Below are 22,326 nucleotides of genomic sequence, written 5' to 3'. Positions count from 1 at the left end.
GGCGGTGGTCAAGGGACCACCGCCCCGGTCCTGCTTTCGGGTGATTTCGTACGGCAGTTGACGCAGCGGTGCCGCATTCCGCGGGGGCGGGCGAGAAAGGGTGACCCGTACCCTTCGCCGCGTCCGAGCCAAGGAGCTGTCGCAGTGCCCCCGACCGCGCCGCCCCCAACGACGACCACGGTCCGCCCCAGACCCGTCCCCGCCGCCCGCCGGCACCCGGCCCCGCACGGCACCGGCGGGCGCCCACCGGCCCGGGAGCGGGCGCGCACCGCGCTCGCGTACGCCGGGCCCGCACTGCTCGGCTACCTCGTCGTCCGCCTCTTCGGCACCCTCGTCCTCGCCAAGTGGGCGCACGTACAGCACCGCGGGCTCTGGCCGGTCCTCGCCAAGTCCTGGGACTCCAACTGGTACCTCGACATCGCCGACCACGGCTATGAACACGCCCTGCACGCGGGCGAGTTGAACGACCTCGCCTTCTTCCCGCTGTATCCGGTCCTGGTGAAGGCGGTCGCCGCCGTCACACCGGGCTCGCGCGCCAGCGTCGCGCTCGTGCTCGCGGTCGGGTTCTCGCTCGTCGCCGCGTGCGGGGTGTTCGCGGTGGGCGACCGGCTGCACGGCCGGCGCACCGGCACCTGGCTCACGGTGCTGTGGGCCGCGCTGCCGGTCGGGGTGGTCCAGTGGATGGGCTACACCGAGTCCCTGTTCACCGCGCTCACCGCATGGGCGCTGTACTGCGCGCTGACCCGTCGCTGGCTCTGGGCGGGCTCCCTCGCGGCACTCGCCGGGCTGACCCGCCCCACCGGCATCGCGATCGCCGCCGCGGTCTCGCTCGCGGCCCTCGCCGCCCTGGTGCGCGCCCGGCGCTGGGAGTGGCGGCCGGTGGCGGGCGGTCTGGTGGCGCCCGTCGGCTGGTGCGCGTACGTGGCCTGGGTGGGAGTGCGGATCGGCCGCTGGGACGGCTACTTCGCGGTGCAGAAGGTGTGGGACAACCAGTGGGACGGCGGCATCGGCACCCTGCGCGACATGCGCGGCCTGCTGGTGTACGCGAACCGGCCGCCCCTGTTCCTGGTCCTGGTCACCGCGGTCCTGATCGCGGCCGGCGCGCTGTACCTGCTCTCGCTCGCCGACCGCCAGCCGCTGGTGCTCCTGGTGTTCACGGGGGCCCTGCTGGTCGTCGTGCTCGGCAGCGGCGGCGTCTACTTCCCGCGGGCCCGCTTCCTGGTCCCGGGCTTTCCGCTGCTACTCCCGGTCGCGCTCATGCTCGCGCGGGCCCGCCGCACGGTGACCGCCCTGGTGCTCGGCGCGGCCACCCTGTCCTCGGCGTGGTTGGGCGCGTACATGCTCCTGGTGTGGAACGGCCCGCCGTGAGCGGGCCGGGCATCCCCTGTGCGGCCCGGCCGGGGGCCCTCAGCCGATGATGAGCAGCCCTCAGCCGATGACGAGCAGGACGACGAACAGGACCGCACCGGCGGCGGCGGGCGCGATGATCTCGTACGCCCAGCGGATGCTCACCGGCCCCTGCGCGCCCTCGCGGGCGGCGTTCTCCTCGGCCAGGTCGCGCAGGTCCCGGATGGCCTGGTCGGCGGGTGCCATCCGCGCCCGGTCGGTGGCATCGGCCGAGACCGACGCTTCCGGCTGTCCGCCGACGGCCGCGTCGCGCGCCCGGCGGCGGGCGGCCTGCTTGCGCCGGCGCAGCGAGACGGGGATCGCCCACAGCTGGTACTTGGCGCCCGACTGGTCGAAGACCTCGCTGGAGTACCCGGCCCGTACGTCCGCGACCGACGCCCAGGGCAGCGTGATCGTGCGGAACGGGTTGCGCACGAGCATCCGGTCGGCGCTCGCGAGCACCACCGGGCGGAAGCTGAACGCGGCGATCAGCGGCACCACCCACAGCAGCACGGCTAGCGAGAGCCAGGGCGCGTTGCCGCTCCCCTGGACCACGGCGTCGACGCCGAGCCAGAGGGCGAGCGCGAGGAGCAGCGCCCCGCCGGCGATACCGGGGGCTGAGCGGTAGGTCCGGTCGGCGTAGGCCGGCTCGGTGGGCGGCGTGGGGCTCGTCATGGCCCGATTCTGCCTCACGCCCCCGGAGCCGGTTCAGCTCAGGCCACCAGATCCGCGTACAGGATGATGTTGTCGGGGCGGTGGCCGCCGGTGAGCTCGCCGCCGCAGGTGACGATCCGCAGCTCGGGGCGGTCGGTGTCGCCGTACACCTTCTGGGTCGGGAAGGTCTTCTTGTCGACCTGCTCCAGCGCCCTGACCTTGAACTCGGCGGTCCTGCCGTCGGCGCGGGTGACCGAGACGGTGTCGCCGACCCTGACCTTGGAGACGTTCCGCAGGACCGCGGGTCCCTTCACGGTGTCGAAGTGTCCGATGAGTACGGCCGGCCCCTTCTGGCCGGGGGTGACGCCCTTGTCGTACCAGCCGATCCGCTCGGCGTCGGCGACGGAGGGGACCTCGACGGTGCCGTCGGCGGCGAGCCCCAGGTCCAGGATCGGACTCGCGTCGACCCCGGCCGACGGGATCCGCACCCGCACCGGCTTGGAGGCGGGCAGGGCGACGGCGGCCCTGGCGGCCGCGGGGGCGCTGGAGGCGGCGGAGACGCTGGGGGGCGGGGTGGGCTCGGGGGTGTCGGAGCCGCACCCGGCGGCGGTGACCCCGACGGCGAGGACGAGCAGGGCGGCGGCGGCCGGACGGACGGCGCGCATGCGGGACATGAGGTGCTCCGGTCAGGGCGGTAGAGCGGCGGGCCTCCCCCGGGGGAGGCCCGCCGGGCGACGATCAGATACGGGCGGCCGAGCGCCGCCGCACCACGACGAACCCGAGCCCACCGGCCGCGGCGACGGCCGCGCCACCCGCGATCAGCGCGCCCTTGTCGGTGCCGCCCTGCTTGAACTCGGCGCCGGCCGCGACCGCGCCCTTCGGCACGACCGTGGTCTGGGCTCCGGTCTGGGCGGCGGTGTTGACCGCGGGCTTGGCGGCCGCAGCGCCTTCGAGGACACAACCCTTGGGGAGCTTGGGGAAGGAGTGGTAGCTGTAGGGGATGGTCCAGCCGCCCTGGGTCTTGTACTTCAGCTTGGGGGCAGCGCTGTACGGGTTCAGGATCTCGGCGTAGATGCCGGCCGACTCGGGGAGCTTGGGGTGCTGACGGTCGAGCTTGCCCAGGCGCGGGGCCGGAGTGCCGTCGGCGCCCGCGAACGTGACCGAGGGACCCTTGGTGCCCATCGTCAGAATGGCGTCCGTGCCCGCCCCGATGCCCTCGGTCACGGAGACCGCGCAGCCCTTGGTGGTGGTGCCGCCGGGCTGCCCGCTGGGCTTGGTCGACGGCGTCTCCGTCGGCTTGGTCGACGGCGTGCCCGTCGGCTTGGCCGCGGTGCCCTTGGGCAGGGCGTACGTCTTCACGGTGCCGTTGGGTGCGGTCACCCGCAGGACCGGCGTGGCGGTGTCGGCCTTGAGCAGCTGTGCCTTCAGTCCGGGGACGTACTCCTTCGCCGTGTCGCTGGGCGTCTGCCGGCTCACCGCGGCGATCACCTTCACCGCCCAGACATCGCCCGGCTTCCAGTTCGGGCCGACCGCGCGCAGCCAGGCCTCGGGGCCCTCGGAGCCGTTGCGGAGCACGGCGATCACGCCGTGTCCGGCGTCCTTGTAGACGAGCACCTTCTGGCCGTCGTAGCGGTCGGCGGCCGGCTGGGCGGCGGCCGGGGCGGAGGTGGCGGTGGAGGTCGCCGCGAACGCGGCGGCCGGGGTGAGGAGGGCTCCGGCGAGGGCGGCGACGGTGATCGCGGCGCGGAGCGGGGTGCGGGTGTAGGTCGACATGAACGACTCCGTGGAACAGGGCGGCCGGTGGGCCGGAGAGGATGAGGTGGAGGTCGCATGCCGCCTCCTCTGCCGGGTGGGGCCGTTGAGGCTGGGCGGTGGCTGCGAGAAGAAATCTATGGATCACCTGTACGAGAAGCGTCCATTCCATGTCACAGCGGTGTGACAGACCTCACCGGCGGCCACCTGCACTCCGGGGGCTGTACAGGCAGCTACGCGCGTAGATATGCTCATCTGGTGACCATGCCCACCAATGCACCAGCAGCTGCCTTCGCCGACGCGACCGCGTCCGACGGCGCGCTGCGCCGCTTCCTCCACGGGCTCCCCGGCATCGACCCGGTGGGCCTGGAAGCGCGCGCCGCGTCCCTCGGCACCCGCTCGATCAAGACCTCGGCCAAGGCGTACGCCATCGACCTGGCCATTTCGATGATCGACCTGACGACCCTGGAAGGCGCGGACACTCCGGGCAAGGTCCGGGCGCTCGCCGCGAAGGCCGTCCACCCCGACCCGACCGACCGCAGCACCCCGCACACCGCCGCCGTCTGTGTCTATCCGGACATGGTGGCGACCGCGAAGGAGGTGCTGAAGGGCTCGGACGTCAAGGTCGCGTCCGTCGCCACCGCCTTCCCCGCGGGCCGCGCGGCGCTGCCGGTGAAGCTCGCGGACGTACGGGACGCGATCGCGGCCGGTGCCGACGAGATCGACATGGTGATCGACCGGGGCGCGTTCCTGGCCGGGCACTACCTGAAGGTGTACGAGGAGATCGCGGCCGTCCGCGCCGAGTGCGGTGAACAGGCCCGCCTCAAGGTCATCTTCGAGACCGGCGAGCTGTCGACGTACGACAACATCCGCCGCGCCAGCTGGCTCGGCATGATGGCCGGCGCCGACTTCATCAAGACCTCCACGGGCAAGGTCGCGGTCAACGCCACCCCCGCCAACACCCTCGTACTGCTCGAAGCCGTACGGGACTTCCGCGCGGCGACCGGGACCCAGGTCGGCGTGAAGCCGGCCGGCGGCATCCGCAACACCAAGGAAGCCATCAAGTTCCTGGTCCTGGTCAACGAGACCGTGGGCGAGGACTGGCTGGACAACCACTGGTTCCGCTTCGGCGCCTCCTCGCTGCTCAACGACCTGCTGATGCAGCGTCAGAAGCTGGCGACCGGCCGCTACTCCGGCCCCGACTACGTGACGGTGGACTGATCACCATGGCAATGGAAAACAAGACGGCCGCGTTCGAGTACGCGCCCGCGCCCGAGTCCCGCTCGGTCGTCGACATCGCGCCGTCCTACGGCCTGTTCATCGACGGCGAGTTCACCGAGGCCGCCGACGGCAAGGTCTTCAAGACCGTCTCGCCGTCCACCGAGGAAGTCCTGTCCGAGGTGGCCCGCGCGGGCGCCGAGGACGTGGACCGCGCCGTGAAGGCCGCGCGCAAGGCGTTCGAGAAGTGGTCGGCGCTGCCCGGCTCCGAGCGCGCCAAGTACCTGTTCCGCATCGCCCGGATCATCCAGGAGCGCAGCCGCGAGCTGGCCGTCCTGGAGACCCTGGACAACGGCAAGCCGATCAGGGAGACCCGCGACGCGGACCTTCCCCTGGTCGCCGCGCACTTCTTCTACTACGCGGGCTGGGCCGACAAGCTCGACCACGCCGGGTTCGGTGCGAACCCGCGCCCGCTGGGCGTGGCCGGCCAGGTCATCCCGTGGAACTTCCCGCTCCTGATGCTGGCCTGGAAGATCGCCCCGGCGCTCGCCACCGGCAACACGGTCGTCCTGAAGCCCGCCGAGACCACGCCCCTCTCGGCGCTGTTCTTCGCGGACATCTGCCGCCAGGCGGGCCTGCCCAAGGGCGTCGTCAACATCCTTACGGGATACGGCGACGCGGGCCAGGCCCTGGTCGAGCACCCGGACGTCAACAAGGTCGCCTTCACCGGCTCGACCGCCGTCGGCAAGGCGATCGCCCGCTCGGTGGCCGGCACCGACAAGAAGGTCACCCTGGAGCTGGGCGGCAAGGGCGCCAACATCGTCTTCGACGACGCCCCCATCGACCAGGCCGTCGAGGGCATCGTCACCGGCATCTTCTTCAACCAGGGCCAGGTCTGCTGCGCGGGCTCGCGCCTGCTCGTCCAGGAGTCGATCCAGGACGAGTTGCTCGACTCGCTCAAGCGCCGTCTTTCCACGCTGCGCCTCGGCGACCCGCTGGACAAGAACACCGACATCGGCGCCATCAACTCGGCCGAGCAGCTGGCCCGGATCACCGCGCTCACCGAGACGGGCGAGGCGGAGGGCGCCGAGCGCTGGTCCGCCCCGTGCGAACTGCCCTCGGCGGGTTACTGGTTCGCCCCGACGCTCTTCACGAACGTCACGCAGGCGCACACCATCGCCCGCGACGAGATCTTCGGCCCGGTCCTGTCCGTGCTGAGCTTCCGCACCCCGGACGAGGCCGTCGCCAAGGCCAACAACAGCCAGTACGGCCTCTCCGCCGGCATCTGGACGGAGAAGGGCTCGCGCATCCTCGCGGTCGCGAACAAGCTCCGCGCCGGTGTCGTCTGGGCCAACACGTTCAACAAGTTCGACCCGACCTCGCCGTTCGGCGGCTACAAGGAGTCGGGCTTCGGCCGCGAGGGCGGCCGGCACGGCCTGGAGGGCTACCTCGATGTCTGAGACTCCGACGCGTCTGAGTGTCTTCAAGACCTACAAGCTGTACGTGGGCGGGAAGTTCCCGCGTTCCGAGAGCGGCCGGGTGTACGAAGTGGTCGACAGCAAGGGCAAGTGGCTGGCCAACGCGCCCCTCTCCTCGCGCAAGGACGCGCGGGACGCGGTCGTCGCGGCCCGCAAGGCGTTCGGCGGCTGGGCGGGCGCGACCGCGTACAACCGCGGCCAGATCCTCTACCGCATCGCCGAGATGCTGGAGGGCCGCAGGGACCAGTTCGTCCGTGAAGTCGGCGAGGCCGAGGGCCTGTCGAAGTCCAAGGCCGGCGCGGTCGTGGACGCGGCGATCGACCGCTGGGTCTGGTACGCGGGCTGGACCGACAAGATCGCCCAGGTGGTGGGCGGAGCGAACCCGGTCGCGGGCCCGTTCTTCAACCTCTCCACCCCCGAGCCGACCGGTGTCGTCACGGTCCTGGCCCCCCAGGACTCGTCGTTCCTCGGCCTGGTCTCGGTCCTCGCGCCGGTCATCGCGACCGGCAACACGGCGATCGTCATCGCCTCCGAGAAGGCGCCCCTGCCGGCGCTCTCGCTCGGCGAGGTGCTGGCCACCTCCGACCTGCCCGGCGGCGTCGTCAACGTCCTGTCCGGGAAGACGGCCGAGATCGCGGCGCCGCTCGCCGCCCACCAGGACGTCAACGCGGTCGATCTGACGGGCGCGGACGCCGAGTTGGCGCGCGAACTGGAGATCGCGGCGGCGGACAACCTCAAGCGCGTACTGCGCGCCAAGGCCGTGGACTTCACCGCGGACCCGGGCACCGAGCGCCTCACCGCGTTCCTGGAGACCAAGACGGTCTGGCACCCCACGGGTTCCCTGGGCGCCTCCGGCTCGGCGTACTGAGCCGTGCGAAGGGCCCCCGGCGTCACGGACGGCGGGGGCCCTTCGCGCACCCGTCAGCGGGACAGCAGCCCGGCGACCTGACCCGCGAGCGGCAGGTCCTTGAGGGCGGAGCCGCTCGTCAGGACACCGGTCGCGGCCGTCGTCGACACCGGCTTGAAGTCGGCGATCTGGGTGCCCACTCCATTGGTCAGCGGGTCGACACCGGTGTTGGCGAGCGGGTCGAGCCGCAGCCCCATCGCCGGGCCGACGGCATGACCGACCGAGCCGGTCACCCCGTGCACCGCCGCCGTGAGGTCGGTGTTCGACGCACTCTGGCCGACCGGGGCGGCCTGGGCGGAGCCCCCGCCCACCAGGGCGGCACCGGCCGCCGTCACGGTGAGCCCGGCACTCAGCAGCGCCCGGTGACGCAGGCTTCTGGCGGGCCTGGGGGCCTCGTGTTGTCCCATGGGATCCCACTCACTCTCGTCCGAAGGCGTGTAATCGCGCGATCGCGAAGCGTAGTTGAGATGTGATGCTGGATACCAACGGCCTCCCCGGGGGGTCCCACGCACGGGTGCATGGCTCACACTGGTGTCCCGTGAGCTCTTCTGCCATTCCGACGCGCGTCGTCCTGCTCTCGGGGCCCTCCGGCTCCGGCAAGTCGTCCCTCGCCGCCCGCACGGACCTGCCCGTGCTGCGCCTCGACGACTTCTACAAAGAAGGTGACGACCCGACCCTGCCGGTGGTGGCGGGCAGCACGGACATCGACTGGGACTCCCCGCGGTCCTGGGACGCGGACGCGGCGGTCGCCGCCATCGTCGAACTGTGCCGTACGGGACGTACCGCGGTGCCGGTCTACTCGATCGCGACGAGTTCCATCACGGGCAGCGCCGCGTTCGGCATCGACCGCACGCCGCTGTTCATCGCGGAGGGCATCTTCGCCGCCGACATCGTGGCCCGGTGCCAGGAACTCGGCGTGCTCGCGGACGCGATCTGCCTGCGCGGCCGCCCCTCGACGACGTTCCGGCGCCGACTGCTGCGCGATCTGAAGGAGGGCCGCAAGTCGGTGGCGTTCCTGCTGCGCCGCGGCTGGCGCCTGATGCTCGCCGAGCGCGCGATCGTCACCCGCCAGGCGGCGCTCGGCGCCCACCCCTGCGGCCGGGACGAGGCGCTCGGCCGCATCGCGAACGCGGCGGCGGGGCGCTGCCGCACGGTGGCCGCCGCGTAGGGCCACCGTCGACGTCCGCGCACACGATGAGTCGAGGTACGCGCACACGATGAAGCGGCGGGGCCGATGGCCCCGCCGCTTCCCCCGTTCCCCCGGTTCCCCTTTTTCCCGTGAGTGGTCCCCGTGTCCCCCGCGGACCACCCGCGTCCCCTCCCCCAGACCTTCAGGCCACCAGCTCGCCGAAGGACTCCTCCTCGTCACGCCCGAAGCTGAGGACCTCGTCCTCGCGCAGCCGGCGCAGCGAGCGCCAGATGCTGGACTTCACCGTGCCGACACTGATGTGCAGTATGTCCGCGATCTCCGGGTCGGTACGACCCTCGTAGTAGCGCAGGACCAGCATCGTGCGCTGCGGTTCGGGCAGGCGGGCCAGCGCCTGCCAGAGCACCGCGCGCAGTTCGGTGCCGCGCATCGCGTCCGTGTCGCCGGCCGTCTCCGGCAGCTCCTCGGTCGGGTACTCGTTCAGCTTGCGCCGCCGCCAGGCGCTGATGTGCAGGTTGGTCATGGTCCGGCGGAGGTAGCCGCCGACCGCCGCCTTGTCACTGATGCGGTCCCAGGCCCGGTAGGTGGAGAACAGCGCGCTCTGGAGCAGGTCCTCCGCCTCGTAGCGGTCGCCGGTCAGGTGGTAGGCGGTGGCGTACAGGGAGGCGCGGCGCTCCTGGACGTAGGCGGTGAACTCCGCCTCCGACAGGCTGTTCCGCTCCCCCGAGCCCTCCCCGTACGCCGCCTGGCCGTTCCCCTGCGGATTGTTCCCCGCGGCCGGAACCGCGGGGGCGTCGACGACCGTCATGTAGGACGGGTGCTGACGCCCGGCGCCGCGAGCGCACCCCCGTACCCCCGCACCGGCGCCGGACTTCTCGGTGCTCCGTACGACGTCGTGGAGACGCGTCACAACTGCGCTGGAGTTGTTGCTGTGCAGTGCTTTCATCTCGCGCCCCCCGTCGGGTGGAGTCAGTTCATCGGCTTGCCCGGTTACGAGGAAGAGCCTGCCGGGGCCACTTCATGGAGGTGTCCGCCGAGTGTCACAGGCCTGTCACAGGGGCCTGTGAACGCGCTGTCGCGGGTCAGGGGCCGGACGGGGGTCGTACTCCTCTGGCTCATGGGCCAGAATGACCTCTGTGCCTTTCCTGTTGCTGATCGAGGACGACGACGCCATCCGCACGGCCCTCGAACTCTCCCTGTCACGCCAGGGCCACCGTGTGGCCACCGCGGCGACGGGAGAGGACGGCCTGAAACTGCTGCGCGAGCAGCGGCCCGACCTGATCGTGCTGGATGTGATGCTGCCCGGGATCGACGGCTTCGAGGTGTGCCGCCGCATCCGGCGCACCGACCAGCTGCCGATCATCCTGCTGACCGCGCGCAACGACGACATCGATGTGGTGGTGGGCCTCGAATCCGGGGCCGACGACTACGTTGTCAAGCCGGTCCAGGGGCGGGTCCTCGACGCCCGGATCCGGGCGGTGCTGCGCCGCGGCGAGCGCGAGGCCACCGACTCGGCGGCGTTCGGCAGCGTGGTGATCGACCGGGCCGCGATGACCGTCACCAAGAACGGCGAGGACCTTCAACTCACGCCCACCGAACTGCGGTTGCTGCTCGAACTGAGCCGCCGTCCGGGCCAGGCGCTGTCCCGGCAGCAGCTGCTGCGGCTGGTGTGGGAGCACGACTACCTCGGCGACTCCCGCCTGGTGGACGCCTGTGTGCAGCGGCTGCGCGCCAAGGTCGAGGACGTGCCGTCCTCGCCGACGCTGATCCGTACGGTCCGCGGCGTGGGCTACCGCCTGGACACGCCCTCGTGAACCTGACGCACCTCCCCCGCACGCCGGTTGAGCAGGCCCGGTGAAGCGGACCGTACTCGCCGGACTGCGCTGGACCAGTCTGCGGCTGCGCCTCGTCGTGGTGTTCGCCCTCGTCGCGCTGACCGCGGCGGTCTCCGCCTCCGGGATCGCCTACTGGCTCAACCGCGAGGCCGTCCTGGTCCGTACCCAGGACTCGGCGCTCAACGACTTCCGCCAGGGCATGCAGAACCGGGCCGCCTCGCTGCCTCTCCAGCCCACCGAGCACGACCTCCAGGTGTCGGCCAAGCAGATGGCGGACAGCAGCAACTCCCGTTACAACGTGCTGCTCATGGCCGAGCGCGCCCCCGGCAAGCCGATCGTGGGCGCGTCCGACGTGGACGGCTTCACGCTCGACGACGTGCCCGCCTCGCTCCGGGAGGCCGTCGAGAAGAAGCAGAAGGTCACCCAGAGCAACGCCTACCCGTACCACCTGTTCTGGCAGCGGATCACGCTGCACGGGCGCCCCTACCTGGTGGGCGGCACGAAGATCATCGGCGCCGGGCCGACGGGGTACATGCTGGCCCCGCTCGACCAGGAGCGGCGTGACCTCAACTCCCTTGCCTGGTCGCTCGGCATCGCCACCTTCCTCGCGCTGCTCGCCTCCGCGCTGCTCGCGCAGGCGGCCGCCACCACCGTGCTGCGGCCGGTACAGCGGCTCGGGGACGCGGCCCGCAGGCTCGGCGAGGGCAAGCTCGACACCCGGCTCCGCGTCTCCGGAACCGATGAACTCGCCGATCTGTCAAGGACGTTCAACAGGACGGCCGAGAACCTGGAGAAGAAGGTCACCGACATGAGCGCGCGCGAGGAGGCGAGCCGCCGCTTCGTCGCCGACATGTCGCACGAGCTGCGCACCCCGCTGACCGCGCTGACGGCCGTCGCCGAGGTCCTCGACGAGGAGGAGGACAGCCTCGACCCGATGATCGCGCCCGCGGTGCGCCTGGTGGTCTCGGAGACCCGGCGCCTGAACGTCCTGGTCGAGAACCTGATGGAGGTCACCCGCTTCGACGCGGGCACCGCGCGTCTGGTCCTGGACGACGTGGACATCGCCGACCAGATCACCGCGTGCATCGACACCCGGGCCTGGCTGGACGCCGTGGAGCTGGACGCCGAGCGCGGCATCATGGCCCGCGTCGACCCGCGCCGCCTGGACGTGGTGCTCGCCAACCTGATCGGCAACGCCCTCAAGCACGGCGGCTCGCCGGTACGGGTCGCGGTCCGCGTGGAGGGCGAGGAGCTGGTGATCGCGGTGCGCGACCACGGGCCCGGCATCCCCGAGGACGTACTGCCGCACGTCTTCGACCGGTTCTACAAGGCGAGCGCCTCGCGGCCGCGCTCGGAGGGCAGCGGGCTCGGCCTGTCCATCGCGATGGAGAACGCGCACATCCACGGCGGCGACATCACCGCCGCCAACTCCCCCGAGGGCGGCGCCGTGTTCGTGCTGCGGCTCCCACTGGACCCGGCCCCCGCCACCGCCGAGACGCCGGAAGGAGACGCGGCGCAGTGAGAGGACGACTTGGCCGGGCAGCCGTCGTGCTGGCCGGGCTGCTCGCGCTGGGCGCGACCGCCGCCGGCTGCGGCATCCGGCCCACCTCGGTACCGGTCGACGCGGGCCCGGCTCCGTCCCGGGTGCCGTGCGAGGTGCCGGACAACGCGGTCGCCCCGCAGTTCGAGGGGGTCACCGTCGAGGTCTATCTGGTGTGCGGGGCGCAGCTGGTCACCACGCAGCGGTCGGTGCGGATCTCCGAGTACAAGGGCAGCGAGGACCGGCTCCGGTTCGCGCAGGTGCTGCTCGACGAGCTCATGGCGGCGCCGTCGGGCGTCGAGAAGGACGCCGGGTTCACCACGGAGGTCAAGGGCCCGCTCACCGTCACCGCGGGCCGCAAGAACGACCCGGCGGGCGCGCTGCGCCTGAGCCGCAGCCCCGAGGACCTGTCCGCGTTCGCCCTGTCGCAGGTGGTCTGCACGTACGCCGAGAACACACCGACGGCGCCCGGCACCCAGCAGGTGGTGCTCGGCGGTCCCGGCGAGGATCCGGCCCGCGGCTACACCTGCACCTCGGAGATGAAGTCCCGTCCGGACAGCGCGGCCACCCTGGGTGACATCCCCCGGCCCACCCGCAGCGCGTAGGGCCGGTCCCGCCGGTCCGGGCCCTTCGGCCCGGCGGGGGCCGGAGCGGGTGCACCGAATCACTCGGCCGCGGCGGAACCGTTCCCGTCGCGGCCGGCGTCTTGGGGGGCGTGCAGCAGCGTCAATGTCAAGACGGCAGCGCCGTCATCCGGGTCCGCATCGTGGGCGGCGTCCTCCTCCTCGCGCATCTGCTGCTCGTGGCGTGGACCTCGCTGCGGCCGCGGGACGTGATGTGGGTGACGGCCACCAATCTGACGCCTTTCGCCGGCATCAAGGCCGACCTCGCGCTCGGCCCGTTGCAGGCCGCGCACCAGATCGGCGAGGGCCTGCTGCTGCTCGCCCCGCTGGGGGTGCTGCTTCCGATGGCGGGCGGACGCCTGCGGGTCTCCCCGCTGGCGTCCCTGGTCCGTACGGTGCTCGCCGGGGCGCTGATCTCGCTCGGCATCACGCTGTTGCAGACGGCCGTGCCGGGTCAGGTCCCCGATGTCGACTCGCTGCTCCTGAACACCGCGGGCGTGGCCCTCGCCCATCTCGCGGTGGTACCGGCGGGACGGCGCAGTCTCCGCCGCAGGAACCAGCGCGAGCACCCCGAACCCGTCCTCCGGGAGGAGACGGCTCAGGGACGAACCCCGACCATTCCCAGGGTTGGGATGGCCCCCTAGTCCGACGCTCCGACGGCCTCCGGCCGGGAGGATGGAGACATCGCGAGGGAGCCCGGTCAGAGCGGCTCCCGCACTCCAGCTCCGAAGGAGCCGTCATGAGCGCCCCTCTTGTCCGCCCGACCGAAGGCCGCCGGATCGGCGGGGTGTGCGCAGCGCTGGCCCGGCGCTTCGGCACCTCCGCGACCACGATGCGGCTGATCTTCCTCGTCTCGTGTCTGCTGCCGGGACCGCAGTTCCTCGTCTACCTGGCGATGTGGGCCCTGATCCCCGCCGAGAAGTCCCCGCGCGCCGCCTGGTGACCGCGCGAGCGGTCGGTCCCCGACGGTCCGGAGCAGCTTGGCGAGCTGACGGTCGGCGATGTCGTGCGGCACGGAGGCGGCCGTCGGCGCCCGATCCGACAGGTTGATCGCCATGAAGCGCACGATGGTGGCGCCCTGGCGCACCACGACCATGTGCACGGGGGCGGGCGCGCCCTGCGCGAGCAGGGAGGCCGTCCAGCTGACCGACTCGTCGCCCTTCACCTCGTACGTCACCGCGCGCACGTCCCGGTAGGCGGCCCTGCGGCCGTCGAGCTCCGTGCCGAATCCGGCACCGCAGCGGGCCAGGGCCGACCTGAGCCCGTCCATCAGGTGCCGGGCGTCCGGCGGCGCGTACGCGGAGAGCGAGGCCGACACCGCGAGGCCGGGCGTCCGCCGCGAGCCGAGGCCCCGGCTCACCGTCGCGCGGGCCCGGTCGTCGGGGGCCCCGCCCATCACCTCGGCCAGCGGGGCGCAGGCCGCGCGGTCGGCCCGCACGGTTTCCGGGGGGCCGTCGGGCGATGGGGCGCGGGAGATCTCGTATCCGGGTACGTCGTCCGCGGTGAGGGCGGCCCGTTCCAGTGCGGTCGCCGCCCGGGTGCCCACCGGTTCGGCCGGCCCGTCCGGCGGTCCGGCGCAGGCGGCGGCGAGCAGCGCGGTCACGGTGAGCACCGCCGCTCGGGCGGCCGCCTTCGGGCGCATGATCCAGACCCTACTCACACCCGTCGGGGCGCACACCCGGCTCACGGGTGTGCGCCCCGACGGGACGTCGTGCCGGGGGCTCAGCCGGTGAGGCCGCCGCTCGTCAGGTTGCTCGCCACGGGACCGGTCGGCAGCGAGCTGGTGGGCAGGCCGCCGAGCAGGCTGCCCACCGGGTCGCCGGACGTCGCCTTCTGTCCGCCCGCAAGCGCCTCGGGAGAGGCCGCGGGCAGCACCTTGGACGCGGCGCCGATCGGGGTGCCCGCGGTCACGGTCGACAGCGCGCCCAGGGCCGCTGCCGAGGGGACGGCGGAGGCCGTCCCGGCGGCAGCGGCGGCGAATGCGGCACCGAGGGCAACGACACCGAGCGTCTTGGCAGACTGCTTCATCAGAAATTCGTCCTTGGGGAGGGAAAGGTGAGCGGCTCGCCAAGGTAGTCAGCAGACCACCCGGGCCGCAAACATGTGAAAGCGGCCGCGAGTTCACACTCCCGGCCGCTTTCCTCTACCTATGATCAGTTGCTCGCCGTCGCAGAACCGCTGGTCGTAGCGGTCTGCTGGAACAGCCATTCGGATTTCAACTCGGCATAACCGGGCTTGATCACGTCATTGATCATGGCCAGTCGTTCATCGAAAGGAATGAATGCTGATTTCATCGCATTGACCGTGAACCACTGCATGTCTTCCAGTGTGTAACCGAAGGCTTTCGTCAGATGCTCGAATTCCTGGCTCATGCTGGTGCCCGACATCAGCCGGTTGTCCGTGTTCACGGTGGCCCGGAAATGGAGCTTGCGCAGCAGCCCGATGGGGTGGTCCTCGTAGGAGGTGGCGGCGCCGGTCTGGAGGTTGGAGGTCGGGCACATCTCCAGCGGGATCCGCTTGTCGCGCACGTACGAGGCGAGCCGCCCGAGCTTCACGCCGCCGTCCTCGGCGACCTCGATGTCGTCGATGATCCGCACCCCGTGGCCGAGCCGGTCGGCGCCGCACCACTGGAGGGCCTGCCAGATCGACGGCAGGCCGAATGCCTCGCCGGCGTGGATGGTGAAGTGGTTGTTCTCGCGCTTGAGGTACTCGAAGGCGTCGAGGTGACGGGTGGGCGGGAAGCCCGCCTCGGCGCCCGCGATGTCGAAGCCGACGACGCCCGAGTCCCGGTAGGCGTTGGCGAGTTCGGCGATCTCCAGGGCGCGGGCCGCGTGCCGCATCGCGGTGAGCAGCGCGCCCACCCGGATGCGGTGGCCGTTCGCGCGGGCCCGCCGCTCGCCTTCGCGGAAGCCCTCGTTGACGGCCTCGACGACCTCTTCGAGGGTGAGGCCCTGCTCCAGGTGCTGCTCCGGCGCGTAGCGCACCTCGGCGTAGACGACGCCGTCCTCGGCGAGGTCCTCGGCGCACTCGGCGGCGACGCGGAACAGCGCGTCCCGGGTCTGCATGACGGCACAGGTGTGCGCGAACGTCTCCAAGTACCGTTCCAGGGAGCCCGAGTCGGCGGCCTCGCGGAACCAGACGCCGAGCTTGTCGGCCTCGGTCTCGGGCAGGCCCTGGTAGCCCGTCTCGCGGGCGATGTCGATGATGGTCCCGGGACGCAGACCCCCGTCTAGGTGGTCGTGGAGCAGCACCTTCGGGGCACGGCTGATCTGATCCGGGCTGGGTACGGATGCGGTCTGGCTCGTCATCTGCGCACTCTAGCCCCTACGCGCGTAGATCACCCGGCTTCCGCGGGCCGTCGATACGTAACAGTGACCGTGCGGACGGGTGGCGTACACCCGGGCTTCTGAGACTGTTCTGCCATGGCACAGCAAGCGATTCCCCTGCCTGCTGCCCGGCTGGGACGGGCCGTCGGCGCGACCGGCGCCGGCGCGACGGTCAGCGGTGTGGTCCTCGTGCTGCCGGACGGCGATCCCGTCTCAGCACGCCGGCCCTCCCCCCTCGCGTACGCGGCCGCGCTGCCGCTGGCCCGCAGGCTGGCCAGGGACGGCCGCGAGGACGGCCTGGTGGCGCACGCCGTGCACTACCGCGGCCAGGGCTGGAACGGCGGCGACGCACGGCTCGCGACGGACGCCGAGTGGGCCGCGGACGAGGTGGTACGGCGCTACGGAGACGTCCCGGTGTGCCTCGCGGGGCACGGCATGGGCGGCCGGGCCGCATTACGGGCGGCGGGCCATCCGGCCGTCAACTCCGTTCTGGCGCTGGCCCCTTGGATCCCCGAGGACGACATGGCGGCCGACCCGGAGCCGGTGAAGCAGCTGGTGGGCCGGCGCGTGATGATCGTGCACGGCACCAACGACTCGCGCAGCGACCCGGAGCTGTCCTACCGGCTCGCCGAGCGCGCCAAGAAGGCCAACCGGGACACCTGCCGCTTCGAAGTGCACTCCGACGGCCACGCGATGCGCCAGCACCGGCCCGAAGTCCACGCGCTGGCGGTCGACTTCGTCTTCGGCACCCTGTTCTCACGGCCGTACGCCCGCCCGGTCACCGACGCGTTCGCCGCGCCGCCGCCGCTGGGGCTGCGGATGCCACTGGCCGCCGGCTTCGGCAAGTCCCTTCATCCGTGAGGGAGTTGCGGATCCTGGCGCGGACTATTCGGGGATCAGCTTCCCCCGCCGCGACAGCAGGAAGGCCTTGAAGGCGGCCACCGGCGGGGTGTCCGGGTGCCCGTCGAGCCAGGCGACGCCGATCTCGCGCACCGCGCGCGGGGCGGTGACGGTCAGCTCGACGACGCCCGGCCGGGCGACCGCGGGCGGCGGCAGGAGTGCGACGCCGAGCCCGGCGGCGACCAGGCCGCGCAGCGTCTCGGCCTCCTCGCCCTCGAAGGCGATGCGCGGCGCGAATCCGGCCTCCGCGCACAGGTCGTCCGTGATGCGCCGCAGCCCGTAACCGGGCTCCAGGGTCACGAAGGTCTCGTCGGCGGCCTCCGCGAGCCGTACCCGCTTGCGGCTCGCGAGGCGGTGGTCGTCGGGCACCACCAGACGCAGCCGCTGCTCGTCCAGGCGCCGGGCCGCGAGGTCGGGCGCGTCCGGCACCGGCGAGGTCAGACACAGGTCGAGCTCGCCGGCCCGCAGCCGCTCGATCATCGCCTCGCCGTAGTTCTGGACGAGCGTGAAGCGGATGCGGGGGTGGTCCACCCGGAAGGCGCGGATGAGGCCCGGCACGGTCTCGGAGCCCATGGTGTGCAGGAAGCCGAAGGCGACCTTGCCGGCGGCCGGGTCGGCGTCCGCGCGCACCGATTCGGCGGCCCGGCCGACCTCCGCGAGCGCCCGCTCGGCGGAGCCGAGGAAGGTGCGGCCCGCGGCGGTCAGCGAGACCGTACGGCCCTTGCGGGCGAACAGGGCGACGCCGAGGTCCTCTTCGAGGCGGACCATCGCGCGCGACAGGGTGGACTGGGGCACTCCGAGCTCGTGCGCGGCGCGGGTGACGTGCTCGTGCCGGGCCACTCCGGCGAAGTAGGCGAGGCGCGGCGCCAATGCCATCGCCATGTCTTCTTCGTAACTGTTCAATGACACGCGCGCCTCTGACCTTTGCTGATGCGGGAGTGGATCGATTGTCCCCCATCTGTGCATTGGACGCATAAACACGACGGGCCTACGGTCGTCGTATGCCTCCCGCCAGTACCGGGGCGTCCACCACCGTGGCCGCCTCCCCCTCGTCGTCCCCGCTCCAGCTCACCCCCGGCGCCGCCGGCTACCGCCGGATGAGCTTCGCGCTCTTCGCCGCCGGTGTCGCCACCTTCGCCCTCCTCTACTCCACCCAGGCCCTGCTGCCGCTGATCTCCGCGGACCTCGGGGCCACGGCGAGCGCGGCCAGCTGGACGGTGTCGGCGGCGACCGGCGCGCTCGCCCTGTTCGTGCTGCCGCTGAGCGCGCTGTCCGAGCGGTTCGGGCGGACCCGGATGATGACGGTGTCGCTGGCCGTCGCGGTGGCGGTGGGCCTGCTCGTCCCGTTCGCGCCGAACGTGGGCTGGCTGGTGGCGCTGCGCGCGGTGCAGGGCGCGGCGATCGCGGGGCTGCCCGCTTCGGCCATGGCGTACCTGGCGGAGGAAGTGAAGCCGAAGGCGCTGGTCGCGGCGATCGGCCTGTTCGTCGCGGGCAATTCCATCGGCGGCATGAGCGGGCGCATCCTGACCGGCTGGGTCGCGCAGGCCTGGGGCTGGCGCGCGGCGCTGCTCGCGGTGGGCGCGCTCGCGGCCGTGTGCGCGGTGGTGTTCCGGCTGCTGCTCCCCAAGGCCCGCCATTTCACGCCGGGTTCGCTGAACCCGCGCGCCCTGGCCCGCACGGTGCGCGGCCACCTCGCCGATCCGCTCCTGGTCCGTCTGTACGCCATCGGCGCGCTGTTCATGACGGTGTTCGGCGCGGTCTACACGGTGATCGGCTACCGCCTCACCGCGGCGCCCTTCAACCTGCCGCAGGGCCTGATCGGCTCGATCTTCCTGGTCTACCTGGTCGGCACGGTCTCCTCCGCCGCGGCCGGCAAGCTGGTGGCCCGGGTGGGCCGGCGCGGCGCCCTGTACCTGGCGGTCTCCACGACCGCGGCGGGCCTGCTCCTGTCCCTCGCCTCCTCGCTGCCCGCGATCCTGGCCGGCCTGGTGCTGATCACCGCGGGCTTCTTCGCGGGCCACGCGGTCGCCTCCTCCTCGGTGAGCCACACCGCCAAGCACGGCCGCGCGCAGGCGTCCGCGCTGTACCAGTCCGCCTACTACCTGGGCTCCAGCGCGGGCGGCACGCTCGGCGCGGTCGCCTTCCACTCCGGCGGCTGGCCGGCCACGGTCCTGCTCGGCATCCTCGCGGTCCTCGGCGTCGTCTCGGTGACCCTGTACGGCTCGCACGCGGCCCGCGCCGAGCGCCGCGGCCACGGCCTGCACCTGGCCCACGCCCGCCACTGACCTGCGCGTTCTTCCGTTCACGCGCGATTGTCAGTGGGGTCGGGTAGCTTCCGAAGTGCTGGCATTACACGGCACGACGCGGGGTGGACCGATGAGTGATCTGGCAGCGGCGGCGGATCTGGACGTACGCCTCGAAGAACACCGCAGGGAGCTGACGGGGTACTGCTACCGCATGCTCGGCTCGGCCTTCGAGGCGGAGGACGCGGTGCAGGACACGCTGGTGCGGGCGTGGCGCAGCATCGACAAGTTCGAGGGCCGCTCCTCGCTGCGCTCGTGGCTCTACCGCATCGCGACCAACGTCTGTCTGGACATGCTGACCGCGGGCAACAAACGGGCCCGCCCCATGGACCTGACGGCGCCCACGCCGGTGGCCAACGCGCAGCTGAACTCCCGCCCGGAGGTGACCTGGCTGGAGCCGGTGCCGGACGGGCGGGTGCTGCCCACCATCGAGGACCCGGCGGAGGCGGCCGTTGCCCGCGAGTCGGTGCGGCTCGCCTTCGTCGCGGCGCTCCAGCACCTGCCGCCCAAGCAGCGCGCGGTGCTGATCCTGCGCGAGGTGCTCGCCTGGAAGGCGGCGGAGGTCGCCGAGCTGCTCGACACGAGCGTGGCATCGGTCAACTCGGCGCTCCAGCGCGCCCGTTCGACGCTGGCCGAGTCGGAGCCGAGGGAGTCGGACGCGGCGGATCCGCTGGACGAGGAGCAGCAGAAGCTCCTGGAGCGGTACGTGGCGGCCTTCGAGGGCTACGACATGACGGCCCTGACCGCCCTGCTCCACGAGGACGCGACGCTGTCCATGCCGCCGTACGACCTGTGGCTGCGCGGCCACGACGACATCGTGGGCTGGATGCTCGGCGTGGGCGAGGTCTGCCGGGGCTCGCGCCTGCTCCCGACGGTGGCCAACGGCACGCCCGCGTTCGCCCACTACCACCCGGACCCGGCGGGCGGCTTCACGCCGTGGGCCCTGATGGTGATCGAGACGACCGGGGGCAAGGTGTCCGGCATCTGCTCGTTCCTGGACACGGACCGCTGGTTCCCGCTCTTCGACCTCCCGGCCCGGCTGGACGCGGAGGGGGAGCCGGTGCCGGCGCGCTGAAAGGGAGGCCGTCCGGTCGACACCGCGCACGTCGACATCGAGGAGCCCGCCGCTTCGAGGGGCGGGTTGGCGGGGGCGCTCCAGGCTCAGGGGCCTTACGCCTTGAGCCGGGCAACCTCGTTGATCCGCGTGGTCAGTTGGCGGACGGCTCGGGTGTTCCTGTGCGGCTTCAGGCGAAGCCGCATCGTGTCGAAATGCTCGTCCCCCCGGGCGGACGCCACATGCTCGTAGTCCTCCAGGAAGCGCGCCCATGAGTCGCAAGCGGCGTCGAGGTGGCCGTACTCAAGCTGGCGTTGGGCGAGCACGGCGTAGAAGTGGACCCTCCCCTGTCGCTCGTTGACGGGTTGGACCTTGAGCGCTTGTTGCAGGGCGCTGATGGAGCCTGGCAGGTCCCTCCCCTCGTACAGAACGTGCGACACGTGGAAGGCGTATGCGGACTGGTCGTACCCGCCGATCGACTCGCGGCGGTTGTCCGCCCGCATCAAGGCGGATTCGGTCGCCGCAAGGAGGGTCCGCGCGCCCCGGTGATCTCCCACCATCGCGGTGGCGTGTGCCTGTTGACCGGTGAGAAACGCCGTGAGGCGGGGGCCGGCCTTGGGGGCCGCTTCGGCTGCCGAGTCGGCCAACGTGAGCGCCAGCGGCCCGTACCCGAGGTTTGACGCCTGGAGGCTCATACCGCGCAGCGTTCGGCAGTACGTCACATGGTCTTCCGCGCGGTTCGCCAGCTTCAGTGCCTTGAGGTAGTACGTCTGCGCCGTTCCATGGTCCCGTTCGTACATGGCCATCCACCCCGTCAGGTAGACGAGGTCCGAGGCGGCGGCCCACATGTCCTTCCGGACCGCGTCGGTCGCTTCGGCGCGCAGCCACGGAACAACGGTGTTGACGAGGAACGCCGCAGCCATCGGCCTCGCATGCGCTCCGCCGAACTCGTCAAGGATGTCCGCGATCTTGTCGGTCATCCTGCGGACCGACTCGACCTGTCCGGCGCCGATCCGTACCGTCTGCTTGCCGGAAACCACGGGGGCGGCGTCGGCGGCATGCGCGTCCTCGGAGAACACCGGCACGGCCAGGGCGGCGGAGAACAGGCCGGCTGCGGCGATGACGCCCCGGCGCGACGGGTCCATGTCGGCCCTTCCCAGATCGACGATTTCCTCCACCGTGTCGATGCCGGGCGGCGCCTGGTCGGATGCGGCCGGCGGCAGGCCGGCCTCCGCGTGTGTCACCGTCCGGTGCAGCTTGCGTGAGAACGCTTCGACCATCAGGCGCCTGACCGGGGGGACCGGTGTGGTCCCGGCCACCCAGTGGGACACCGCCGATTGATCGTAGTGAAGATCCATTCCGGCTTCCGCACCCATGCGGTTGACGATGAGCGCGAACTGAGAGCGAGACCATTTGGCTTGCTCAAGCAGCCGGTTCAAACTCTCGTTCGGGATGCGCGTCCGGTTGGCCATGCCCTCAACTCCCGGCATTTCGCGTGGCGTTCATGGCTTTCATGCTCTGACCGTCCTTACACGGTACCGCCGAGCGTGGTCGTGCGGTTGCGTAGAGGCAGGAGAGGCCACCGAGGAAGGAACCGCGCCATGGACGTGGACAGCACCGGTCACCGGGCCGACGGATTCACCGGTCGAGGGGCGGCGCCGATGAGCAGCGAGAGCGCAGCGCGGTTCGAGCGCTACTCGGTCGCGACGCTCCCGGACGCGGCCTTCCGCGTCTCGGCCACGTGCACGAACGGGGCGTGTCACTACGTGGTCCTGCCGACGGCAACGACCGACGAGGTGAGTCAAGCCATGCGGGAGCACACGGCTCGCACCGGTCACGCCATGTTCTCCCGCACGATCCAGGACACGGCCGTCGTGGCGCCGGCCGACCAGGCCGAGCGGGCCGAAGCAGAAGGCACCGAATAGCCACCGCATGCGTCCAGAAATGACAGCAAGGGGCACCAACTGTGCGGCGTTGCAAGGGTGTTGGCCCTGGACAGACCGGCCCGCACCCACCGTGCCCGCAGGAAGTCGACTGCGCGGCGGGCAAAGAGAGGGAGCGAAGAGAGGGAGAGTTGGCGTGGAAGACAAGTCCGCTGCCGAGGCGGTCCAGTTCGAGTACGTGACCTACACCGTGAAGCGCGAGACATGCCCGGCCTGTCACCAACCGATCCCCCTCCACCTGCCCGCCCGGCGGGGAATCC

At 71.8% G+C, this 22,326-nt stretch carries 24 protein-coding genes; 15 read left to right on the top strand and 9 right to left on the bottom strand.

Translation table 11 applies throughout. The annotated features are described in order from the left end of the window. Nucleotides 1–144 precede the first annotated feature (144 nt). On the top strand, nt 145–1,368 hold the full coding sequence (locus ACFYNP_RS20700) for a hypothetical protein (RefSeq protein WP_388786999.1): 1,224 nt from the start codon (nt 145–147) through the stop codon (nt 1,366–1,368). 60 nt (nt 1,369–1,428) lie between these two features. Here the strand turns inward: ACFYNP_RS20700 and ACFYNP_RS20695 are convergent, their stop codons facing one another. From ACFYNP_RS20695 to ACFYNP_RS20685, 3 genes are all read right to left on the bottom strand, one after another. Next, a complete protein-coding gene (locus ACFYNP_RS20695) occupies nt 1,429–2,061 on the bottom strand; it encodes a PH domain-containing protein (protein WP_388786996.1) in 633 nt (210 codons plus the stop codon). Nucleotides 2,062–2,099: 38 nt separating this feature from the next. Beyond that, the gene (locus ACFYNP_RS20690) at nt 2,100–2,714 is read right to left on the bottom strand and encodes a class F sortase (RefSeq protein WP_388406027.1); all 615 of its coding nucleotides are present in this window, start codon (nt 2,712–2,714) and stop codon (nt 2,100–2,102) included. A gap of 64 nt (nt 2,715–2,778) precedes the next feature. Next, nucleotides 2,779–3,813 carry a hypothetical protein gene (locus tag ACFYNP_RS20685; RefSeq protein WP_388786994.1) on the bottom strand — a complete coding sequence of 345 codons (1,035 nt, stop codon included), beginning with the start codon at nt 3,811–3,813 and terminating at the stop codon, nt 2,779–2,781. A 243-nt stretch (nt 3,814–4,056) separates the two neighbouring features. On the opposite strand from ACFYNP_RS20685, the gene deoC reads away from it, so the two are divergent. Genes deoC through ACFYNP_RS20670 form a run of 3 tightly spaced genes read left to right on the top strand, consistent with a single transcriptional unit; the run spans nt 4,057 to nt 7,356 of the window. Then, nucleotides 4,057–5,013, top strand: a complete 957-nt coding sequence (gene deoC, locus ACFYNP_RS20680) for a deoxyribose-phosphate aldolase (RefSeq protein ID WP_388406986.1) — start codon at nt 4,057–4,059, stop codon at nt 5,011–5,013. A gap of 11 nt (nt 5,014–5,024) precedes the next feature. Beyond that, the gene (locus tag ACFYNP_RS20675) at nt 5,025–6,470 is read left to right on the top strand and encodes an aldehyde dehydrogenase family protein (protein ID WP_388787035.1); all 1,446 of its coding nucleotides are present in this window, start codon (nt 5,025–5,027) and stop codon (nt 6,468–6,470) included. Beyond that, nucleotides 6,463–7,356, top strand: a complete 894-nt coding sequence (locus ACFYNP_RS20670; protein ID WP_388786991.1) for an aldehyde dehydrogenase family protein — start codon at nt 6,463–6,465, stop codon at nt 7,354–7,356. Before ACFYNP_RS20675 ends, ACFYNP_RS20670 begins: the two co-directional genes overlap by 8 nt. Before the next feature lie 53 nt (nt 7,357–7,409). Here the strand turns inward: ACFYNP_RS20670 and ACFYNP_RS20665 are convergent, their stop codons facing one another. Further along, complete coding sequence (locus tag ACFYNP_RS20665) at nt 7,410–7,802, bottom strand: hypothetical protein (RefSeq protein WP_388406020.1); 393 nt, start codon at nt 7,800–7,802, stop codon at nt 7,410–7,412. A gap of 65 nt (nt 7,803–7,867) precedes the next feature. Here ACFYNP_RS20665 and ACFYNP_RS20660 point away from each other — a divergent pair, with 65 nt between their 5' ends. Then, nucleotides 7,868–8,563: a uridine kinase gene (locus ACFYNP_RS20660; protein ID WP_388406017.1), complete on the top strand. Its 696-nt coding sequence runs from the start codon at nt 7,868–7,870 to the stop codon at nt 8,561–8,563. Nucleotides 8,564–8,726: 163 nt separating this feature from the next. Here ACFYNP_RS20660 and ACFYNP_RS20655 read toward each other — a convergent pair whose 3' ends face one another. Continuing rightward, nucleotides 8,727–9,488: a SigE family RNA polymerase sigma factor gene (locus tag ACFYNP_RS20655; RefSeq protein WP_388786989.1), complete on the bottom strand. Its 762-nt coding sequence runs from the start codon at nt 9,486–9,488 to the stop codon at nt 8,727–8,729. 190 nt (nt 9,489–9,678) lie between these two features. Between ACFYNP_RS20655 and afsQ1 the strand changes: the two genes are divergently transcribed. The 6 genes from afsQ1 to ACFYNP_RS20625 all read left to right on the top strand — a co-directional run bounded on the left by afsQ1 (nt 9,679) and on the right by ACFYNP_RS20625 (nt 13,736). Further along, nucleotides 9,679–10,356, top strand: a complete 678-nt coding sequence (gene afsQ1, locus ACFYNP_RS20650; protein WP_189762146.1) for a two-component system response regulator AfsQ1 — start codon at nt 9,679–9,681, stop codon at nt 10,354–10,356. Between the two features lie 40 nt (nt 10,357–10,396). Further along, nucleotides 10,397–11,899, top strand: a complete 1,503-nt coding sequence (locus ACFYNP_RS20645) for an ATP-binding protein (RefSeq protein ID WP_388786985.1) — start codon at nt 10,397–10,399, stop codon at nt 11,897–11,899. Continuing rightward, nucleotides 11,896–12,522: a hypothetical protein gene (locus ACFYNP_RS20640; protein ID WP_388406008.1), complete on the top strand. Its 627-nt coding sequence runs from the start codon at nt 11,896–11,898 to the stop codon at nt 12,520–12,522. The genes ACFYNP_RS20645 and ACFYNP_RS20640 overlap by 4 nt, the downstream gene beginning before the upstream one ends. Before the next feature lie 110 nt (nt 12,523–12,632). After that, nucleotides 12,633–13,184, top strand: coding sequence for a VanZ family protein (locus tag ACFYNP_RS20635; protein WP_388406005.1), 552 nt, complete (start codon nt 12,633–12,635; stop codon nt 13,182–13,184). 95 nt (nt 13,185–13,279) lie between these two features. Next, nucleotides 13,280–13,483, top strand: a complete 204-nt coding sequence (locus ACFYNP_RS20630; protein WP_388406002.1) for a PspC domain-containing protein — start codon at nt 13,280–13,282, stop codon at nt 13,481–13,483. Between the two features lie 112 nt (nt 13,484–13,595). Beyond that, the gene (locus tag ACFYNP_RS20625) at nt 13,596–13,736 is read left to right on the top strand and encodes a hypothetical protein (RefSeq protein ID WP_388405999.1); all 141 of its coding nucleotides are present in this window, start codon (nt 13,596–13,598) and stop codon (nt 13,734–13,736) included. Between the two features lie 526 nt (nt 13,737–14,262). Here the strand turns inward: ACFYNP_RS20625 and ACFYNP_RS20620 are convergent. Further along, nucleotides 14,263–14,568 (bottom strand): ATP-binding protein, encoded by a 306-nt coding sequence (locus ACFYNP_RS20620; protein WP_161244964.1) that lies wholly within the window; start codon nt 14,566–14,568, stop codon nt 14,263–14,265. 125 nt (nt 14,569–14,693) lie between these two features. Next, complete coding sequence (locus tag ACFYNP_RS20615; protein ID WP_388405994.1) at nt 14,694–15,848, bottom strand: adenosine deaminase; 1,155 nt, start codon at nt 15,846–15,848, stop codon at nt 14,694–14,696. 114 nt (nt 15,849–15,962) lie between these two features. Here ACFYNP_RS20615 and ACFYNP_RS20610 point away from each other — a divergent pair, with 114 nt between their 5' ends. Further along, the gene (locus ACFYNP_RS20610; protein WP_388405991.1) at nt 15,963–16,727 is read left to right on the top strand and encodes an alpha/beta hydrolase; all 765 of its coding nucleotides are present in this window, start codon (nt 15,963–15,965) and stop codon (nt 16,725–16,727) included. Nucleotides 16,728–16,751: 24 nt separating this feature from the next. Here ACFYNP_RS20610 and ACFYNP_RS20605 read toward each other — a convergent pair whose 3' ends face one another. Next, nucleotides 16,752–17,648, bottom strand: coding sequence for a LysR family transcriptional regulator (locus ACFYNP_RS20605; RefSeq protein ID WP_388405989.1), 897 nt, complete (start codon nt 17,646–17,648; stop codon nt 16,752–16,754). 119 nt (nt 17,649–17,767) lie between these two features. Here ACFYNP_RS20605 and ACFYNP_RS20600 point away from each other — a divergent pair, with 119 nt between their 5' ends. Both ACFYNP_RS20600 and ACFYNP_RS20595 read left to right on the top strand, forming a co-directional pair. Further along, a complete protein-coding gene (locus ACFYNP_RS20600) occupies nt 17,768–19,051 on the top strand; it encodes an MFS transporter (protein ID WP_388786982.1) in 1,284 nt (427 codons plus the stop codon). A 91-nt stretch (nt 19,052–19,142) separates the two neighbouring features. Next, complete coding sequence (locus ACFYNP_RS20595; protein WP_388405984.1) at nt 19,143–20,144, top strand: sigma-70 family RNA polymerase sigma factor; 1,002 nt, start codon at nt 19,143–19,145, stop codon at nt 20,142–20,144. Between the two features lie 95 nt (nt 20,145–20,239). On the opposite strand, the gene ACFYNP_RS20590 is transcribed toward ACFYNP_RS20595, so the two are convergent. Continuing rightward, nucleotides 20,240–21,595 (bottom strand): hypothetical protein, encoded by a 1,356-nt coding sequence (locus tag ACFYNP_RS20590; protein ID WP_388786979.1) that lies wholly within the window; start codon nt 21,593–21,595, stop codon nt 20,240–20,242. 129 nt (nt 21,596–21,724) lie between these two features. Between ACFYNP_RS20590 and ACFYNP_RS20585 the strand changes: the two genes are divergently transcribed. After that, entirely contained in the window at nt 21,725–22,048 is a 324-nt protein-coding gene (locus ACFYNP_RS20585; RefSeq protein ID WP_388786977.1) for a hypothetical protein, read from the top strand. Nucleotides 22,049–22,326: the final 278 nt, after the last annotated feature.

This window comes from Streptomyces sp. NPDC006691 (genome assembly GCF_042869955.1).
Classification (GTDB): domain Bacteria; phylum Actinomycetota; class Actinomycetes; order Streptomycetales; family Streptomycetaceae; genus Streptomyces.
The sequence above is the reverse complement of the archived record's forward strand: the minus strand, read 5'-3'. Positions and strand labels throughout refer to the sequence as shown.

Coding starts and splice junctions, on each gene's coding strand:
- ACFYNP_RS20695 (WP_388786996.1), bottom strand. CDS start 2,061: ATGACGAGCCCCACGCCGCCCACCGAGCCGGCCTACGCCGACCGGACC.
- ACFYNP_RS20690 (WP_388406027.1), bottom strand. CDS start 2,714: ATGTCCCGCATGCGCGCCGTCCGTCCGGCCGCCGCCGCCCTGCTCGTC.
- ACFYNP_RS20685 (WP_388786994.1), bottom strand. CDS start 3,813: ATGTCGACCTACACCCGCACCCCGCTCCGCGCCGCGATCACCGTCGCC.
- deoC (WP_388406986.1), top strand. CDS start 4,057: ATGCCCACCAATGCACCAGCAGCTGCCTTCGCCGACGCGACCGCGTCC.
- ACFYNP_RS20675 (WP_388787035.1), top strand. CDS start 5,025: ATGGAAAACAAGACGGCCGCGTTCGAGTACGCGCCCGCGCCCGAGTCC.
- ACFYNP_RS20670 (WP_388786991.1), top strand. CDS start 6,463: ATGTCTGAGACTCCGACGCGTCTGAGTGTCTTCAAGACCTACAAGCTG.
- ACFYNP_RS20665 (WP_388406020.1), bottom strand. CDS start 7,802: ATGGGACAACACGAGGCCCCCAGGCCCGCCAGAAGCCTGCGTCACCGG.
- ACFYNP_RS20660 (WP_388406017.1), top strand. CDS start 7,868: ATGCTGGATACCAACGGCCTCCCCGGGGGGTCCCACGCACGGGTGCAT.
- ACFYNP_RS20655 (WP_388786989.1), bottom strand. CDS start 9,488: ATGAAAGCACTGCACAGCAACAACTCCAGCGCAGTTGTGACGCGTCTC.
- ACFYNP_RS20630 (WP_388406002.1), top strand. CDS start 13,280: ATGAGCGCCCCTCTTGTCCGCCCGACCGAAGGCCGCCGGATCGGCGGG.
- ACFYNP_RS20625 (WP_388405999.1), top strand. CDS start 13,596: ATGAAGCGCACGATGGTGGCGCCCTGGCGCACCACGACCATGTGCACG.
- ACFYNP_RS20620 (WP_161244964.1), bottom strand. CDS start 14,568: ATGAAGCAGTCTGCCAAGACGCTCGGTGTCGTTGCCCTCGGTGCCGCA.
- ACFYNP_RS20615 (WP_388405994.1), bottom strand. CDS start 15,848: ATGACGAGCCAGACCGCATCCGTACCCAGCCCGGATCAGATCAGCCGT.
- ACFYNP_RS20610 (WP_388405991.1), top strand. CDS start 15,963: ATGGCACAGCAAGCGATTCCCCTGCCTGCTGCCCGGCTGGGACGGGCC.
- ACFYNP_RS20605 (WP_388405989.1), bottom strand. CDS start 17,648: ATGGCGATGGCATTGGCGCCGCGCCTCGCCTACTTCGCCGGAGTGGCC.
- ACFYNP_RS20600 (WP_388786982.1), top strand. CDS start 17,768: ATGCCTCCCGCCAGTACCGGGGCGTCCACCACCGTGGCCGCCTCCCCC.
- ACFYNP_RS20595 (WP_388405984.1), top strand. CDS start 19,143: ATGAGTGATCTGGCAGCGGCGGCGGATCTGGACGTACGCCTCGAAGAA.
- ACFYNP_RS20590 (WP_388786979.1), bottom strand. CDS start 21,595: ATGGCCAACCGGACGCGCATCCCGAACGAGAGTTTGAACCGGCTGCTT.
- ACFYNP_RS20585 (WP_388786977.1), top strand. CDS start 21,725: ATGGACGTGGACAGCACCGGTCACCGGGCCGACGGATTCACCGGTCGA.